The following is a 17,034-nucleotide window of genomic DNA, read 5'->3' as shown; positions in this document are numbered from 1 at the left end:
GAGAGCGCGCCATTTCGGTTAAATCGACGCTTTCTTTTGATATTCTGGATCGTCTGATTCCTGCCTTCGTACGAGTCCCTCAATAGGCGCGGCGCCGTGCTGAGCTTCCGCACCGTGTCACACCCTTGACTTCGAGGTTTTTCTCGGGTCTACTCGATGCTGGAATCATTGGCATAACGCCCACGCGCCAGGAGGGCCTCATGAGTCTCATGAGTTCTGCCATCTATTGTCCGTTACCTTCGGCGCTCAATCCCAACGGCGCCGAGGCGCAGGCCGCGAGCCTCGGGTGGGCGCGGCGCCACGAGCTTCTCCCGACGGAAGCCCTCTACACACGGCTCGAAAAAATTCAGCTCGGAACGCTCGGCGCGCGATTCTTTCCCGACGCGAGCGCCGATGCCCTGCGAATCGCGACGGATTGGCTCGTGCTGTTTTTCCTGACGGACGACCTGAGCGAGCGGCCGGAGGTGCATCCGATCGATACCGCGCTCTTGCTGGGTCGGCAGGTGAACGTCCTGCGCGGAACCGAACCGTCGCAAGGGGATGTCCCGATGGGGAGCGCGTTCGAGGATCTTCGGCTCCGGATGACGAGCATGTTCTCGGAGGCCTGGTTCGCTCGTTTCGCCGACAAGGTGGCGGATCTGTTCGCCGGTTTTGCCTGGGAGGCGATCAATCGAAAAAACCGGTTCGTCCCGCACGCAGAGCTTTATTTGGAGGCGCGGAAGACCACGATTGGTCTTTCTCCGCTGATCGAGCTCGCCGACGCGGATCGTGCACGGCCCGCGGGGACGGCGGCCCGGATGCGGCCGGACGTCGCGCGGCTCGAAGGCCAGGCTTGCTCGCTCGTGGGAATGGCGAACGACCTGTTCACGTATGCGCGGGAGCTCGACGAGGGCGATTACCACAACCTCGTGCTCGTGCTCATGCGGGAGAAAAAAATCGGCGCCGCGCAAGCCGAGGAGCTGGTGGTTGGCATGCACAACGAGCGCATGCGCCAATGGTTCCAGCTCGCGGAGCGCCTACGCCACGACGATCCGGACGAGGGCACGCGCCGCTTCGTCACCGCGCTCGGGCATCTGCTGCGTGGCCATCTCGATTGGGCCTACGAAAATGGGCGGTATCAAGTCTCTCCCACATTGCCGCCCAAGGTCGCCGTCGCGCGAGAAGAAGGCTCGTCGGGCTAGCTGCTCGCCATCTGCGCGAGGAGCGCCGGGGTCTGCATCGCGGTCGTGAGGGCGGAGCCCATCATGTCGCGTAAAAACGACGCAAAATAATCGGCAACCCAGTCGGAAAGATCGCTCGGCGAGGCGGAGGGGAATCCGTGCATCACATCCATCGAGATGATCAGGCTAACGCTCGCCGCGCCGTAAAGGAGCTTCGGCAGCGCCTCCCCGTTCGTGACGAGGCCGGGGATGACCGTCTCGAGGTAGAACGAGCGCTTGTCGTTGCTCTTCTCGACCAGGGCCTCGGACATGATCGCGACGTACCCAGCGATGATCTGCTTCAGATCCTCGCGCCGGTAATCCTTCGCCTGGGTGAGCTCGACGGCACGGACGAGCGCGTCCGTGTACTTTTCGACGTTCGCTTGGATGAACCGAGCGAGCTGCAGGCGATCGCCTTCGGTGAGCATGGCGCATGCTACCACATTGTCCGCGCAGGGTAATATGGTGTTCGCCTCGGTCATCCGGGCAGCCCGCACATCGCAACGCGATCCATCTCACATTTCTGACCCATGCAGTGAGGGTGCGAAGCGACGCCCGCGGACCTCGTCGCTCCCGGCGCCGCCACAGCCGTGAGATCCTGCATGCGCGATGCGCGCCTCGGAAACCCGTTTGTCTAGAGAATTTCGCTCCTGGCGAGCAAGCAGGCGCCTCCTGTTCGTCACGTACGGAGCCCGCGGCGACATATCCCAATCGACCCGACAACATACCACCCCACATTCAAAAATCCACGTCAAGACAAAAATCCCTTACCCGCGCACCGCCTCCTTCCACCCGCGCCATCGAATGAGGGCTGGCGCCGCGCTTCTGCAATCGCATTCAACCCGAAATGCCCGACAAGCCGCAAGCGCCACGCCCGACGAATACGTTTGGCCGCGCCTCTCCTCTCGCGACGCGCCCCCGCCGACGATCGCCCGACACCCCCTCCCGCACCGCGCACGCCTTGAGCTCCACGCCGACACACCTGCTTTGGGGCGCGTATTTCAAGCCCCCAGGAGCCTCCCCCGGTCAGTCTTGTGTCGACGGTTGGTCCATGCTACGGGTCGCTGTCATGGAAGCGTGGGCAACTGAGCTGCTGTCTGTCTTCAGGTCCAAGATCAAGGTCGTGGCGCAGGCCATGGCCGATCGTGCGCAAAAAGATCCGAACGTCCGGATCCGGTACACTGCCGCAGACCTCGAGCAGTTCCTCATGAGCCTGCACGCCATGATGGCGGAGGAGCTCGACAACAAGGGCACCGAAGCCCTGGCGACGTACATGGGTGCCGTGGTTCCCTCGCAGATCTCCCAGGGCGAGAACCTCCTCGCCATGATCTGGTACGCCACGTGGAACGCGGTCACCGTGCACGCCGAAGTCGTGCCCCACATCTCAGCCGAGCACCAGGGTCCGGCGAGTTCGTACCTCCGGGAGTGGTGGGCCAACTACAACTCCGAGATGTCGCGCAACGCCCTGCAGGCTGGCTGGACGCTGCCGTAGATCGTCGCCGGTCGTCATCGCTCACGACCGCCGATGCCCACGTGACCCCGGTAGATCCCACGCTCCTTCGGAAGATGAGCGCCAACGAGTCATGCACCGACGCGTTGCCCCTCGAGCGCTCTTTCGCTTTCCCCTCATGGCGGTGACGTGACGCACGGTCGCGCGGATTCCGCTTCCCTTCTCGGGCGCGCGCTTCACGTGCTCGAGCAGATGGAGGTGCGGCTCGCCGAAGCCGAGCGGGCCAAGAATGAGGCCATCGCGATCGTCGGAATCGCATGCCGTTTGCCCGGCGGAGGCATCGACCCTGAGACGTTCTGGCGAAAGCTGCGCGACGGGACGAACGGCATCCGCTCGACGATCCCAGAGCGCTGGACCGCCAGCGCCGCGCCCCACCCCGCCGCCCACTGGGCGGGCCTCCTCGACGGCGTGGACCAGTTCGACGCCGAGTTCTTCGGCCTGCCCCCAGCCGAGGCCTCCGCCATGGATCCCCAGCAGCGGGTCCTGCTCGAGGTCGCCTGGGAGGCGCTGGAAGACGCAACCATCCCCGCCGCCTCGCTCGAAGGGAGCCGCACGGGCGTCTACGTCGGGATCACGCTGCACGATTACGAGCGCCTGTCGTCCGCCGCGTCCGACGAACCGGAGGGGCTCCTGGCCACGGGCACGGCCGTGCCGCTCGCGGCGGGCCGGATCTCGCACCTGCTCGACCTGCGGGGGCCAAGTCTTTGTATCGATACGGCCTGCTCCTCGGCCCTCGCGGCCGTTCATGCCGCCTGCCGGGCATTGCGAGACGGCGAGTGTGATCTCGCGCTCGCCGGGGGCGTAAACCTCATCCTCGACCCGCGCGGTTCGAACCTCCTCTCCTCGCTACAAATCCTGTCGTCCGAGGGCAAGTGCAGGACCTTCGACGCCGCGGCCGATGGATACGTTCGGTCCGAAGGGTGCGGGATCGTCGTCCTGCGCCGGCTCTCGGATGCCTTGCGCCAGCGGGATCCCATACGAGCCATCGTCCGCGGCTCCGCCGTCGTCCACAATGGGCGGGCGCAGAGCCCCACGGCGCCGAGCGTGAGCGCGCAGGTCATGGCGCTGCGCCTCGCGCTCGGCGAGGCGCGCGTGGCGCCTACGCGCGTGGGCTACGTGGAGATGCACAGCAATGGCTCGCCCCTCGGCGACGCCATCGAGGCCGAGGCGCTTCGCGCCGTGCTCGGCGCTGCGCGACCCGACAGATCGACGTGCGTCCTCGGATCGCTGAAGACGAACATCGGCCACGCCGAAGCGGCCTCGGGCGTCGCCGGCCTCGTCAAGGCGGTGCTCGCGCTGGAGCACGAGGCCATCCCGCCCAATCTCCATTTCGAGAAGCTGAATCCGCGGATCTCCCTCACGGACACGCCGTTCACCATCCCCGTCGCCGAAGTCCCCTGGAAGCGCGGCGAATCCCCACGAATTGCCGGCGTGAGCGCGTCCGGCCTCAGTGGCACGAACGTACACGTGGTCGTCGAGGAAGCCCCGGCCCCGAGACGCGACGAGCGGCCTCTGCGCGCGCAGACGAATCTCCTGCCGCTCTCCGCCCGCACTTCGGCCGCGCTCCGCGCCTCGGCGGAGCGGCTACGCGCACACCTTGCCGAGCACCCCGACATCCGCGTGGACGACGCCTGCTACACAGCCGCCGTCGGACGGAACCATTTCGAGCACCGCCTCGCGCTCCTCGTCGGTTCACCGGACAAACTACTCGACGACCTTGCCGTCGTCGCCGCGGGCGGGATCCCGCGGGACGCATCGAGCGGCGTCGCGCCGCGCAGCACGCGAAAGCCCCGGATTGGTTTTTCCTGCCCGCACCAGCGCTCCGTCGCGGCCCACGTCGGTCGCGCTCTCTACGAGAAGGAGCCCGTCTTCCGCCAGGCCGTGGTCACCTGCGAGGAGGCGCTCCGGGCCAGGCTCGGCCGCGACGTGGCCCCGACCTTCACGCAAAACGGAGAGGAATCGACGTCCCCCCCGGGGCAGCGATGCTTCGTCCTGCAATACGCCGTCGCGCAGCTCCTTCGCTCGTGGGGTGTCTACCCGAGCGCGTCGCTCGGAGAGGGCAGCGGCGAGGTCCTCGCGGCCCACCTCGCGGGCATTTTGCGGCTCGAAGAGGCCATCTCACTGCTGCTCGCGTGGGAAAACGCGGTCCCGCTCGAAGAGACGATCGAGCCGATTCGCTTCGAGCCTCCGCGGACGGCGCTGCACCTCGCATCGCGGCCCGACGGCCTCCCCGCCGACCTCGAAGGCTGGAGGGCCTGGGCACGCGCCGGGACCCCCGTCCGCGCGTCCGGCGCCGCCATCGATGCGCGTGATTTCACTGCAATCTTGGAGCTCGGTCCGCAGCCCGCTCCCTCGAACACGGACGTTCCCAGAAGCCCCTTCCTACCTTCGGCCGTGGCCTCTTTGCAGGAAGGAAGGCCCGATGCGGACGTGCTCCTCTCCGCCCTCGGGCTGCTTTATACGCGGGGCGTCGCGCTGGATTGGCAAAACATTCACCAGGGGTACGACCTCTGCCGCGTCCGGCTGCCTACGTATCCCTTCGATCGAAAGCGATTTTGGCTGCGCGCCCCAGCGAACCGCACGAATGCCGAGACGCCTTTCTCCGAGGGCCAATCGCTCCTCGGTCGACCGCTCGTCCCCTTCGCACACCAGCCGTTGCTCCGTGGATTCGAGCGCACGCTCGACGCGGCCGCGATCGACGGCCTTGGGAGGCACCACCTCGCCTTCGTGGATGTCCTGTCCCTGGGGGCGCTCGCGAGCCTCGCGCGCTCAGCCGGCGATGACGACCGTCCCTTGCGCCTCGCCGTCGAGCGACTCGTCCTCGCCGAGGACGGCGGGGTTTTGCAGACCCACGTCGAGCCAGCGGAGGGCGGCGCGACGCTCATTCGATTTTACCACCGAAGTCACGCTGGCGCCCCCTTCCTGCGCATTGCGACCGGGACCCTCGCCGCGAAGAAGGCCGCGCTCCCTGCGCCCGCGCATGAGCCGCCGCGGTTCGACGACCTCGTCGAGATCCCAGCGAGCCTCGTGCGCCGGCGCCTCGCGCGAAACGGCCTGTCTCCCCGTGGTTTTCATTACGAGCGCGTCGGCGCCGCGGAACGGTCGAGCCTCGCCCGCATCATCATCACCGAGACGAACCCCGGTGCGATCGCCCGGGATCTCGTCCATGCCGCGATCGCGCTCGCGTCGAGCACGCACAGAGCCGCGACCGGCGTGCCCTGGAGCGCTCGCTCCTTCGATCACCTGCAACACGGCGCGAACATCACCTCGGCTACGTGGCTCCGGCTGGTATGGACGCGGCTCGATACCGAGGAGGCGACCGTCGATGGCGTGTGGCTCGACACGGATGGGACGACGATCGCGGAGATTCGTGGCCTCGCGCTCACGGCCGCCCATCCTTTCGACATCTTGCGTGAGTCGGGCAAGGATCCGGCCCCGCGCATTCTCCACGAGCGCACCTGGATCGCGCGACCTCTCACGGAACCGGCAGAGACGGCACCGAAGCGCCATGGGTTGATTCTCGCCGATCGGAGCGGCCTCGCGCAGGCGGCGCGGGAGCATTGGCTCGCGCGCGGTCACGCATGCACGATTTTCACCCGTGACGAGCTCGAGCAGGCGCCGGAGCGGCTCGACGTGGTGCTCGCTCTCAATCGCTCCATCACGGACGTCATACACCTCTGGAGCCTCGACGCCATGCATGCAGAGGCGCCCCTCGAGGCCTGGATGCGCGTGCTCGTCACCACGCGCAACCTGGCGACGATTGCGTCGAGCCACGAGCGACCTCCGCGCTTCTGGTTCGTGACCCGGGGCGCCGAGGCCATTTCGGGTCCGCCGGGTTCGCTCGGGGCGGCGGCGTTGCTCGGCCTCGGTCGCGCGCTTGCGCTCGAAACGCCGGGGCTCTGGGGAGGCTCCATCGACCTCGATCCGGAGCCGAGCCCCGCCGACGTGGAGCACCTCACGCAGGCGCTCGCGCAAGACGACCACGAAGATCGAATGGCATTCCGCGGCGGCACGAGGCTCTGCACGCGTTTGTCGCGGCTGCGAGCTCCTCTTTCGGACAACCCCCTCTCGCTGCGCCCCGAGGGAACGTACCTCGTGACGGGAGGGCTCGGATGGCTCGGCCTCTGCGCCACGCGGTGGCTCGTCGAGCGGGGCGCGCGCTCGCTCGTGCTCGTGGATTCGAGCCGCCAGAAAGACGCGCAGCTCCCCGTGGACACCTTGCGCGCAATCGAAGCGCTCGGCGCACGGATCTGCGTCGAATCGGCGGACGCTTGTGATCGGCACGCCATGCAATCGCTCCTCGCACGCCTCGACGCCCCCCTCGCGGGCGTGGTGCACGCCGATCACGGATGGGCAGAGCGGTATTCGCCGCTCGATCCGAGCGCCGCGCAGGCCTTCGAGACCCTGGTGCGCAGAAGCGCGCTGGCAGGCGTCGTCCTCGACGAGCTGACGCAGGATCCTTCGATTGAATTCGTTCTCCTCTCCACCGCGTCTTCCCTCGGCGGAGCGAAGGGCTCCGCGTACGAGGTCCTCGCCGAGGAGATCGCGGACGCGCTGGCCTTCCTTCGACGGAGCAAAGGGCTTCGCGCGCATAGCGTGCACGCCGTGCCGCCCGGAGACGCGGCAGCCGCGTGGGACGAGGGACTCGCGCCGCTCTCGGGAGACGCGCTCCGCGCGGCCCTCGATCGATCCATGGGCCAAAGCGGCTTGGTGGCGGCGACGGCCGTGGGGATGGATGCGGAGCAGGGGGAAATCGACGGCTCTTCCGACGCCAGACGCCGCGGCACGGAGTTCCTCCTCGATCGGCTCCCGCGCGCCGGGGCACAGGCGGGCCGGCGGCTGCTCACGACCTTCGTGCGGGAGCAGGTTGCGCATCTGCTCGGACACGAGCTCGACGCGGTCGCAATCGACGCGCCGTTCGATTCCCTGGGGCTCGGCTCCATTGCGGGCGTACAGCTCGCCGCCGCCCTCGGGCGAGCCCTCGGCGTGCCGCTCCCGGCGAGCGTCACGCTCGAACATGCGAGTGTCTCTGCCCTCGCGGAGCACCTCGCATCGAGGCTGCTACCGAGCCCGCACGCAAGGGAGGCCGCCGGCCTTTCCCGGCCCTGGGCGTATTCCCCGCTGCTGCCATTACGATCGACGGGCAGGCAGGAGCCGTTTTTTTGCGTACACCCGGGCTATGGAATGGCCCTCGTCTTCAAGACACTCGCCGTCCACCTGGGCCCCGACCAGCCATTTTTCGGGCTCCAGGCGCGCGGCGTCGACCTCGACGAGCCTCCGATCGATCGCATCGAGGAAATGGCCGCCCTGTACGTGCAGGCCGTCCGGAGCGTGAAGCCCAGAGGTCCGTACAAGATCGGCGGGTATTCGTTCGGCGCCTACGTCGCCTACGAAATGGCACAGCAGCTCACGAAGGAAGGCGAGGAGGTCGAGCGCCTCGTCCTCATCGACATCCCCGCGGCCGTCGCCGGGCGCGAAGGGTCGCTCCTGGAACTGCTCGCGGTCTGGCTCGGCTACACGGACGATCCCATGTTCTCGTCCCTCGGCCCGGACGAGCAAGCACGCCACATCGCGCGCGCCGTGGCGACCTCCGCCATGCTGCCCGACGACGTCAGCGAATCGAACCGGCTCCAAGCCGTGGTCGCTGCGCACAACGCGGCATTGCGCACCTATCGCCTGAAGCCCTGGTCCGGACGCATCACGTTGATACGCTCCCGCGGAACGGTGGCCGGCGGGCTGGCCCAATCGCTGGAAGGACTCGGTCAGGCGTATGGCTGGGACGCACTGTCACCCTATCCCGTGGACATCCACGACACGACGGGCACGCACTTCAATCTGATCTTCGAGCCATACGTGCGCGAGCTTTCGGCGATCCTGCGTCGCATTCTCGCCGAGCCAGCCCGCGCTGAACCTCCGGCCTAGCGCAGCGGCTGCGATCCCAGGCCGAGCCAGCGCTCCAGCGCGTCGAGCTTCGCTTCGAGCAGGACCGCAACCTCGCCTTCCGTGAGCTCTTCCTGCGTGGGAGCCGGCTTCGGCGAAAGGAGAGGCGCCACTTCGACGGGCGGTGCAACGGGCGCAAAGCTCGAAATGTCGGGCTCCGGGTTCGTCGCGGGAGGGCCCATCACGTCGAGCTGACCGAGGAGGTGCTCCGCGAGCGCTTCCACGGTAGGATAGGCGAATAAGAACGTCGCCGGCAACGATACCTCGACGGTCGCTTCGAGCCGTTTGCCGAGCTCCATGCCCATGAGCGAATCCACGCCCACGCTGGAGAAGGGCGCGCGCGGATCGATGCGATGGGGGTCCTGCCCGAGCACGAGCCCGAGCTGCCGCGCAACGTGCACCTGCACGAGCTCCCTCCGTTCCCCGGGAAGCGCCATTGCGAGCGTCGCGCGGAAACTCGCCGGCCCCCGCGCCCCGCGCTCGGGCGGCGACGGCGTCGCGACGTGCGCTTTCGCGTCGCCCGCGTCGCCGAGGCTCGATGCGACGAAATCGACGTCGAGCCAATGGCGAGCCCGCTGCCAGGGATACGCCGGCAGCGAGACGCTGCGACCGCGGCCACCGTGAAGCGCGCCCCAATGCACGCTGCAACCCCTCACGTGAAGCGCGCCGAGCGCGTCGAGCGCAGCGCGGCGCCCGTCGGCCTGCCGCTTCAGCGTGTAAACGACGTCCACCTTCTCTCCCTGGGCCGCGACGCATTGCCTCAGGTTTGCGGTCAGCACCGGATGCGGACTCACCTCGAAAAGCAGGCCTCCGCCGCCCTCGATCGCAGCCTGCGTCGCGCGCGAAAGCAGCACGGGCTGCCGCATGTTGTCGCCCCAGTAGTCGGCGCCGAGATCACGCCCATCGATCCGCGCGCCCGTCACCGTACTGAACATGGGGATCCGCGTCGGTCCCGCCTCGATCCGCCCGAGCGCTTGCACGAGCTCGCGCTTCAAAGGCTCTATTTGCGGGCTGTGAAACGCATAATTCACCCGCAAGGAGCGGCAGGGCACGCCTTCTGCTTCGAGGCGGGCCGCCACGGCGTCGAGCGCCGCGCCCTCGCCCGAGAGCACGACCGAATTCGGTGCATTCACGGCCGCGATCGAGAGCTGCTGCTCATAGTCCGAAAGCACTCGCTCCGCGCGCTCGCGGTCGATCTCCACGGCCATCATCTTCCCGAAGCCCGTCGCCTTCTGCATGGTGCGGCCGCGATACACGGCGAGCCGGAGCGCCTCCTCCAGCGAAAGCGCCCCCGACACGTGCGCCGCCGCGATTTCACCCACGCTGTGCCCCACGACCGCACCCGGCACGATCCCCCAGGATGCGTAAAGCTCCGTCAGGCTCACCTGGAGCGAAAACAGCGCCGGCTGCACCACCTCGGTCTCCCCGAGCCGCGAGAGCGCCTCGGGCGCCGCGAGCTCTTCGAGCAGCGACCACGAAACGTAGCGCCGAAGGATCGTTTCGCATTCCTCGAGCTTCTTCCAGAAGACCACCTCGCCCCGCAGATCCTGGCCCATCCCCGCCCATTGAGATCCCTGCCCCGAGAACACCATCACGACCTTCGGGTCGCCATGAGGCGAGGTGCTCCCTTGCGACAAGGAGGGCGAAACCTCTCCACGCGCAAAGGCCGAGAGCTGCTCGGAGAGCTCCTGCCGGGTTCGACCCGTCACGACGAGCCGATGCTCGTGATGCACGCGCCGCACGCTCGCCGTGTACGTGATATCGGCGAGCTCGCCATCGCTGGCCGTGGAGAGCCGCTCTGCATAGGCACCCGCGAGCTCGGGGAGCGCCGTCTTGCTCCGGGCCGAAAGAACGAGCCAATGGGCCCCCTCGGCACGGGGCCGCTCGGCCGTCGCCTCGGGCGGCGGTTCTTCGAGGATCACGTGCGCGTTCGTCCCACTGATACCAAATGAGCTCACCCCCGCGCGCCGAGGCTTGTCGCCGTGCGGCCAGGGTACGTTCTCGGTGGGGAGGACGAAGCACGTACCGTCCAGCGAAATGCGGGGGTTGAGCCGCCGGAAGTGCTGATTGCGGGGGATACACTCGTGCCGCATCGCGAGCACCGCCTTGATGATCCCCGCCACCCCCGCCGCGCCTTCGAGGTGCCCGATGTTCGTCTTGACCGCGCCGAGCACGCAGGTCGATCCGTCGGGCCGCGGAGCGCCGAGGACCTCGCGCAAGGCCTCCATTTCGATCGGATCGCCGAGCGGCGTACCCGTACCGTGCGTCTCAACAAACCCGATGTCCGACGGCGCGAGGCGCGCGCGCTCCAGCGCACGACGGAGGAGCGCCTTCTGGGACAGCACGTTGGGCGTCGTCAGCCCTGTCGATCGGCCGTCCTGGTTCACCGCCCACCCGCGGATGACCGCTTGAATGCGGTCCCCATCGCGCATCGCGTCCGACAAACGCTTCATCACGAGGACGCCGCACCCCTCCCCTCGGACGAACCCGTTCGCGCGCGCGTCGAACGCGCGCGAACGACCGTCCGGCGAGAGCGCTTGCGTGCCCGCGAGGAGGGCCATCGCGAGCGGCGAAAGAATCACGTTGACCCCCGCGGCGATCACGAGATCGCTGTCACCCGCGCGCAGGCTGTGGCAGCCTTCGGCGACGGCGACCAGCGACGAGGAGCACGCCGTATCGATCGACATGCACGGGCCCTGGAGGCCGAGGACGAACGAGATCCGGCCTGCCGCCGTGCTGTAGGCATTGCCGGTGGCGCAGTACATGTCGAACTGATCCGTGCCGCGGATCAGGACACGGTGCTGGTTGTCTGACGCGCATATACCGACGAAAACCCCGGTCTTGCTCCCGGACAGCGTGTCCGGCCGCGTCCCCGCGTCCTCCAGCGCCTCCCACGCGCCCTCGAGCAAGAGCCGTTGCTGCGGATCGAGGCTCTGCGCTTCCCGGGGTGCGATGCCGAAGAACTCCGCGTCGAACCCGGAAAGATCGTCGAGCAGCGCCGCCCAGCGCACCTCGGGCCGATCCCCCGGGATCGCCTCCTTCGGCCATCGCTCCGGCGGAATCTCGCCGACGGCGTCGACGCCGCGCAGAAGCGAATCGAAGAACCGGTCGGGGCCGCCCCCTCCACCGGGGAATCGGCACGACATCCCGATGATCGCGATGGGCTCGACGGACGCGCGCTCCGCCGTGTCCAGGCGTGATTTCAGCTCGTTGATGACCGAGAGCGCCTCGCGGAGGCGCGACCGATACTCTTCGAGCAGAGCGCTCATCGCAGATTCTCCGCCTTGACGCGCGAAAGCGACGCGTCGAACGCCGAAAGAATATCGTCGTCGATCGTCCCCTCCGCGACCTCGTCGCGGGCGAGAGCAGGCGCAGGCGCAGGCGGCACTTCCGCGACGACCGGCACGGCCGGGCCCGACGGGCCCATCCGCTCGATGAGGTGGACCGCGAGCGCGGCTGGCGTGGAATAGGTGAACAGGAGCGCCGCCGAGAGCCGCTCTCCGAGGCTCGCTTCCAGCCGGTTCCGCAGCTCCAGGCTCGTCAAGGAGTCCATACCCAGGCTCGCGAAGGGCGCGCGGCGATCGATGCGCGAGACGTCCATCCTTAGCACGCGCGCGATCTGCTCGATGACGTGCACTTCGAGCATCGACGTCCGCTCGGCGGCCCCGGCCTGCACGATGGCCTCGCGGAAGCCCGATGGTTTTTCCGGGCCGTGCTTGTCGCCTTCGCGCTCGAGCTCGGAAAAAAAGCTGAGCCCCGAGGCCTGCGGATAGAATTCGAGCCACTGGCGCATCGACAGCTTGAACAGCCCGATCTCCGCAAAGGAGCGCTCGAGGAGCCGACCGAAGAGCCGCGTCCCTTCCTCGGGCGTCAAGCTCTCGATGCCGCGGGTCGCGAGGCGCTTGCCGCGTTTGTCCTCGGCCGCCGCGAGTCCAACGTCCGCGAAGGGCCCCCATTGAATGCTCATGCCCGGCAACCCCTCCGCCACGCGGGCGCGCGCGAGGGCGTCCATGAACACGTTCCCGGCGGCATAACTCGCTTGCCCCGGATTTCCGAGCAGGCCGGCCGCCGACGAATAAAGCACGAACATGTCGAGGCCACGCCCGCGGGTCGCCGCGTGCAGGTTCCACGCGCCGAGGACCTTCGGGGCCAGCGGCAGGAAAAGATCGGCCTCGCCCATCTCCACGACCGTCCGATCGGCGAGCACCGCCGCCGCGTGCACGATACCGCGCAAGGGTGGCATGTCCCGCTCCACCGCCTCGATCAACCCCTCCACAGCCGCGCGATTCGAAACGTCGACGCGGAACGTACGCACGTCGGCTCCGGCGTCCCGCATCGATTGAAGGATCTGTCGTGCCTCCTCGGACGGCTCGCTGCGACCCACGAGCGCGAGGTGCCGCGCCCCTCGATCCACGAGCCACTGCGACAAGGAAAGGCCGAGACCGCCGAGGCCGCCCGTAAGGAGATACGTCCCATCGCTCCGCACGGCCACGGCGGACGCACGCGTCGCGTCGACCTGCGCCTCTGCGTCCCGCATCCGGACGACGAGCTTGCCGATGTGCCGCGCCTGCGCCATCCGGCGGAACGCCTCGTCCGCGCGAGACACGGGCAGGACCTCGATCGGCAGGGGTGCGTACGTCCCGTCCTCGAGCGAGGCGACGACCTCCCGGAGCAGCCTCGCATAGGTATCGGGGGCGTCCACGCTCATGCCGGCGAGATCGATGGCCGTGTACGACAGGCTCTTCTTGAAGGGCAGGAGCCCGAGGCGATGGTTGTCGTAAATATCGCGCTTGCCGAGTTCGAGGAACCTCCCGTAGGGCGCGAGCACCTCGAGTCCTTTGACGATCGCCTCGCCCGTCAGCGAGTTCAGGACAAGGTCCACGCCGGCTCCGCGCGTGGTGCGCATGATCTCGTCCGCGAATCCGAGCGACCGCGAGTCCATCACGTGCTCGATGCCCATCGCGCGCAGGTACGCGCGCCGCTCCTCACTGCCCGCCGTGGCAAAGACCTCGAGGCCGAGCGCCCGCGCCACCACGATAGCCGCGAGCCCCGTGCCGCCCGTCGCCGAATGCACGAGAATCCGCTCGCCTCGGCGCGCGCGCCCCACGTCCCGCAGCGCATAATGCACCGTCGTGAAGACGCCAGGAATCGCCGCTGCTTGCTCGAACGAGAGCCCCGGCGGCTTCGGAACGACGAACGCTGCCTTCGCGACCACGTGCGTCGCGAACGCGCCCATCACAGCCGCGATGACCTCCTGCCCGGGGTGCAGGCCCTCCACACCCTCGCCCACCGCCACGATCCGCCCGGCGCATTCCCCGCCGAGCAGCGGCGCCGTCCCGTCCATTCCGGGATAAATGCCCATGGCCTTGAGCACGTCGATGAAATTGAGGCCCGCCGCCTCGACCTCGATTTCCACCTCGCCCCGGCTGGGCTGCCTGCGCGTCACGGGGCGCAACGTGAATCGGTCGAGCACGCCCGGCTCGGGAATCTCCAGCCGGAAGGGCCTCCCGGCCGCGGGCTCCCGACGCGTGGCCGCCTCCTCCGTCGCCTTCGCCGAGAGATCCGCGCGCACGAGGCGCGCGACGTAACGACCTTCGCTCCGGAGCGCGATCTCGTCCTCGCCGTCGCCCTCGACGACTTCATAGAGGAGCCGCGCGGCGTCGTCCTCGCCCGGCTGCGCCGGCAGATCGATCCGCGTGCATTCGAGCTCGGGGTTCTCGATGGCGAGCGTCCTGCCAAACCCCCACAAGGGCGATTGCGACACAGCGAGGGAGCGCGCGTCCCGCCCTGCCGCCTGCGCGCCGCACGTCACGAGGAAGAGCTTCGGTCGATCCCTGAATCCGTGGCGCAGAATAGCCTGCGTCACCCGCAGCGTCCCGAGCAGGCCGCCGCGCAGGTCGGCACCGAGGGAATCGGCGGACGTGTCCTTCCACGGCGCGGCGTCGAGCGCTTGCATGCAAACGACGCCACGACAGGCGCGCTGGCCGCCGAACGCCTCGGCGAGCATCCAGCGCAGCGCGTCCGGATCGGTGACGTCAATCCGATATTCTGACGGTCCGAGCCGCTCCCGACCCGGCCCACGGGCGACCTCGACGCAGGCATCACCGCGCTGCCGGAGGAGCTGCGCGATCGCCTCCCCCCTGCCTCCAGCGTCCGCGATCACGAGCCAGGCGCCGCTCGCGGCCGCGGCGGCAGGCGCTTGCCTTCGCTCGAGATCCTTCCTCCGCCATTCCACGACATAAGAGCAACCCTCCAGAGGGTCACGCGCCTGCTCCGCGCTCGAAAGGAGGCGCTGCAGGCGGAGCTCGCCGATCTCGACCCGCAAGGCGCCACGCTCGTCCATCACGCGGAGCGATAGCCTCGGCGCGCCATCGCGCTCTCCGCCGAGGAGGCGCGCATGCACCCACACCGCGCGACCGAGACGCCCGTGCACGGAGACGCGCGAGACGCTGACGGGGACAAACGGTTCCTTTCCAGAAACCCAGGACCCGATCGCCCAGGCCGCCGCCTGAAAACACGCGTCGAGAAGCGCGGGCATCAGACGATGGCCCTCCGCATCCCCGTCGAGGCCCGCCGGCATTTGCACCGACGCGACGACCTCGCCTTCCCCCATGCGACCCCGGACGACGCCCTGGAAGCGCTCGCCGTACGAGAGCCCGCGCGCCTCCATGCGCGCATAATGCTCCACTCCCTCAAAAAGCGTCGGGCACCGCTCCTCGACGGCGCGACGCGATTCGACCTCGACGGCCGGCGCCGAGGCCACGCGGAGCTTGCCCTGCGCGTGCGTCACCCACGTCGTCGCGCCCTCTTCACGGCTCGCAATGACGACCCTCGCCGCACCCCCGCCCTCCTGGATCAGCGTCACCTGCACGACGCGGCCGCCCTCGGAGGGCAGCGCGAGCATCTGCTCGAACGAGAGATCCTCGAGCAGCGCCGCATTCTCGCCGAGGACCTCCGCAGCCGCCGCGAGCGCCATTTCCACGTATCCCGCGCCGGGGAACACGATCTCCCCCTGGACACGGTGGTCCGCGAGATAGGGGAACGACTTCACGTCGATCCACACCTCCCAGCAATGGATCTCCGGCGCGGCTGCGGGGGAGACGCGCGCGCCGAGGAGCGGATGTGCGCCGGCAGCGGCAGCGGCGCGGCCGCGTCGCTCCCCGATTTCGATCCAGTATCGTTCGTGCTGAAACGGATAGGAGGGCAGAGGCACGATCGGCCGGCGCGCGGCGTCGAGCGGGGCCGACCGCACGCCCACGCCGTGCGTGTACAAAGCGGCCAGCGCCTCCAGCATGGCGCGCCGCTCGTTCGACTCTCGCCGGAGCGAGGCGATGGCCGCGCCCTCCCGGTTCGCCTCGTGCAGGTTTTCCTCGATCGACGCCACGAGGATCGGGTGCGGGCTGATTTCCACGAACACACATGGCGACGCCCCGAGGAGCGCGCTCGTGACCTGCGAGAGCCGCACCGGCTCACGCAGGTTCCGCACCCAGTAGCCCGCGTCGAGCTCGGGACCAGCGAGCAGCCCGCCCGTCACCGTCGAGCGCATCGAAATCGCGGCCGGGCCCGGCCGCACCTCCGCGAGCACCTCCCGCAGCTCGCCGAGCAAGGGATCGACCTCGGGGCTGTGCGAGGCGACGTCGACCTTCACCCGGCGGAAAAACACGCCGCGCTTGCCAAGCTCGGCGAGAACCTCTTCGAGCGCGTCGGCGTTCCCGGACAACACGGTCGAGCGAGGCCCATTCTGGGCCGCAATGCCGAGGCGAGCGGCTCGCGGCCCGAGCGCCTGCTCCGCCTCCGCCATCGTGAGCTCCACGAGCGCCATGGCTCCTTTGCCGCTCACGCGCTTGAGGAGCCGGCTCCGCCGGCAAATCACCTTCGCCGCATCCGCGAGGCTCAGGATGCCTGCGACGTGCGCCGCCGCCACCTCGCCCATGCTATGGCCCACGACGACATCGGGCTCGACGCCGAAGGAGCGCCACGTGGCCACGAGGGCGACCTCGATCGCGAACAGGAGCGGCTGCACGACGGCCATGTCACCGAGGCGCGCGCTCGCCTCATCCGCGGCGAGCTCCGCGAGGACCGAAAAACCAGCCTCGGCGCGAATCGCCGCGTCACAAGCCTCCAATGCCTGACGAAACGCGAGATCCTCCGCGAGGAGCTGCCGGCCCATCCCCAGCCATTGCGAACCCTGACCCGGGAACACGAATACGACCTTCGGCGCGCCCTGCACCGGCACGCGCCCCTGCGCGACGCCCGGACGAACCTGCCCAGCCGCGTAGGACGCGAGCGCCTCCGCGACCTCGGCGCTCGTACGTCCCACGACCGCGAGGCGATACTCGTGATGAGCCCTGCGCTCGCTCGCCGTTTGCGTGACGTCGGAGAGCG

Annotated in this window: 6 protein-coding genes (1 of these 6 cut by a window edge); 3 read left to right on the top strand and 3 right to left on the bottom strand. The window is 68.6% G+C overall.

The genetic code is table 11. The features are described from left to right. The first annotated feature begins 209 nt into the window (after positions 1-209). Complete coding sequence (locus tag QHF89_RS20595) at positions 210-1,181, top strand: terpene synthase family protein (RefSeq protein ID WP_136966516.1); 972 nt, start codon at positions 210-212, stop codon at positions 1,179-1,181. On the opposite strand, the gene QHF89_RS20590 is transcribed toward QHF89_RS20595, so the two are convergent. Beyond that, positions 1,178-1,627 (bottom strand): hypothetical protein, encoded by a 450-nt coding sequence (locus tag QHF89_RS20590; RefSeq protein WP_136926972.1) that lies wholly within the window; start codon positions 1,625-1,627, stop codon positions 1,178-1,180. The two genes, QHF89_RS20595 and QHF89_RS20590, sit on opposite strands and share 4 nt — an antisense overlap. Positions 1,628-2,250: 623 nt before the next feature. Here QHF89_RS20590 and QHF89_RS20585 point away from each other — a divergent pair. Beyond that, entirely contained in the window at positions 2,251-2,691 is a 441-nt protein-coding gene (locus QHF89_RS20585) for a hypothetical protein (RefSeq protein WP_136966517.1), read from the top strand. Between the two features lie 147 nt (positions 2,692-2,838). Next, positions 2,839-8,631: a type I polyketide synthase gene (locus QHF89_RS20580; protein ID WP_136966518.1), complete on the top strand. Its 5,793-nt coding sequence runs from the start codon at positions 2,839-2,841 to the stop codon at positions 8,629-8,631. Here the strand turns inward: QHF89_RS20580 and QHF89_RS20575 are convergent. Both QHF89_RS20575 and QHF89_RS20570 read right to left on the bottom strand, forming a co-directional pair. Next, on the bottom strand, positions 8,628-11,918 hold the full coding sequence (locus tag QHF89_RS20575; protein WP_136966519.1) for a type I polyketide synthase: 3,291 nt from the start codon (positions 11,916-11,918) through the stop codon (positions 8,628-8,630). The two genes, QHF89_RS20580 and QHF89_RS20575, sit on opposite strands and share 4 nt — an antisense overlap. Next, positions 11,915-17,034, bottom strand: the 3' portion of a protein-coding gene (locus QHF89_RS20570) for an SDR family NAD(P)-dependent oxidoreductase (protein ID WP_136966520.1). 1,507 nt of this gene lie beyond the right edge of the window; the window shows 5,120 of its 6,627 coding nt (coding positions 1,508-6,627); its start codon lies off the right edge, out of view; its stop codon occupies positions 11,915-11,917. Before QHF89_RS20570 ends, QHF89_RS20575 begins: the two co-directional genes overlap by 4 nt.

It is taken from the genome of Polyangium sorediatum, assembly GCF_029946465.1.
Lineage (GTDB): Bacteria > Myxococcota_A > Polyangia > Polyangiales > Polyangiaceae > Polyangium > Polyangium fumosum.
The sequence above is the reverse complement of the archived record's forward strand: the minus strand, read 5'-3'. Positions and strand labels throughout refer to the sequence as shown.